Origin of the sequence: Nonomuraea basaltis, assembly GCF_005893125.1 — a bacterium.
In the GTDB taxonomy this organism is placed as follows: Bacteria; Actinomycetota; Actinomycetes; order Streptosporangiales; family Streptosporangiaceae; genus Nonomuraea; species Nonomuraea basaltis.
Genome location: NZ_VCJS01000525.1, coordinates 1 through 1,649, shown reverse-complemented (window position 1 = coordinate 1,649; position 1,649 = coordinate 1). Strand labels below are relative to the sequence as shown.

The 1,649-nt window shown below is 72.6% G+C and carries 1 protein-coding gene; it reads right to left on the bottom strand.

Annotation, left to right across the window (positions count from 1 at the left end):
- Positions 1–349: 349 nt before the first annotated feature.
- A complete protein-coding gene (locus EJK15_RS69145) occupies positions 350–1,561 on the bottom strand; it encodes a PP2C family protein-serine/threonine phosphatase (RefSeq protein ID WP_138720898.1) in 1,212 nt (403 codons plus the stop codon).
- Positions 1,562–1,649 lie beyond the last annotated feature (88 nt).

Below are 1,649 nucleotides of genomic sequence, written 5' to 3'. Positions count from 1 at the left end.
ATAACCATCGTGTTCTTATAACACCCGTGTTCGCCGGAACCCCCACCGGCCCGCGGCTCAAGGCACGCTCCGGCGCTGAAACGCCTCCCCGCCCGGCATCCCCCGCCCCCTGAAGGGAGCGGTCCCCTGCCTTCGACCTGATGGGCAGGACGGCGGACCGGCTGCTGCTCGAACGCATAGAGGGCCGCACGGCGGCGGTGCGCTTCTCGGTCACGCCGACCCTGGTGCCCCGCCGCTCGACGGCCCCCTGGCGCTGAAGTGACACGGTCGGATACCCGTGGCGGGGTCAGCCTGTGGCGCCGGGGTCAGAGGTCGACGACCTCGTCCGCCGGTGGCGCCCGTTATGGTGTCAGCTGGTGTTGCTGTGCGCGCACCACTCCACCAGGAGCACCGTGGCGTCGTCCTGGAGCCAGCCGCGCTGGTGGTCGAGGATGGTGTTGATCAACCGGCGCAGCGTCTCCGGGGCCGGCACGCCGTCGGCCTCGCGCCGGATGACGAAGTCGATGAAGCGCTCCAGCCCGAACAGCTCCCCCTGAGGGTCCTGGGCCTCGATGACGCCGTCGGTGTAGAGCAGCAGCCGGTCCCCCGGTTCGAGCTGGTAGCGGCCGAGCTCCGTGGGCAGGCCGAGCTGGAGCCCCATCGGGGTGCCGAACGCGCCGTCCAGGGTGGCGACGGGCTGGCCACGGCGCAGCACCACCGGCGGGGGATGCCCCCGATTGGCCCAGATCAGCCAACCGGTACGGGTGTCCAGATCCGCCAGGATGCCGGTGGCGAACCGGGTGGTGGCGAATTGGTCGGCGATCGCCTCGTCGACGGCGTCGCTGGCCGCCAGGACGTCGGCGCCCTCACGACGATACTTGCGGCAGCAGCCCATGGCGATGGTGGCGGTGAGCCCGGCCGAGGTGTCGTGGCCCATGGCGTCGAAGATGGCCAGCCGGAGCACGTCGCCGTTGAGCGCGAAGTCGTAGGCGTCCCCGCCCACCTCGTAGGCCGGCTCCAGCGCGGCGCTGACCACGACCCGGTCGTTGGAGAAGGTCGCGCCGGGCATCAGGTTCCACAGCACCTCGGCGGACAGGGCCATCGGCCGGGTGCGCACGAGCTGCGCGTACACGTCGCTGAAGCCGCGCTTGCTCTCCACGAGCAGGGACACCAGGGCGGCCAGCCGGCTCACCCGCGCCAGGACGGTCTCGTCCGCGTGGGGGACGATCACGCCGAGGACGCCGATCCGATCGGTGCCGTCCAGCAGCGGCACCCACAGCCGCCGCGGCCCCTCCCCCGCGAACGGCTCGACGGTCTCGCCCGTGGGGGTGGCGGTGCGGGCGTGGACCGGCTCCACACCGCGGAAGGCCAGGCCGGCGACGGTGGTGTCGATCGAGATCCGCTCCAGCGGGTTCCCGGCCTCGTCGCGCTGGCCGGGCAGCGGTACGAGAAACTGCTGCTGCAGGTCGGCCACGTACAGCATCGCGTGCGCGAGCCCCGCGCGCCCGGCGTGCTCGTTGACCAGGAAGGGCAGATCCTCCAGCGAGGCCAGGTGATTGGCGCGCAGCAGGTCGCCGAGCATGTCCTCGGCCTCGCCCGGCGGAAGACGACCCGCCGTCTCGGCGCCCTCGCCCCGTGGCGGGCCGCCCGGCATCTCCCCGCCCTCGCCC

Excerpts from the sequence above, each read along its gene's own strand:
- EJK15_RS69145 (WP_138720898.1), bottom strand. The coding sequence starts at position 1,561 with ATGCTCGGCGACCTGCTGCGCGCCAATCACCTGGCCTCGCTGGAGGAT.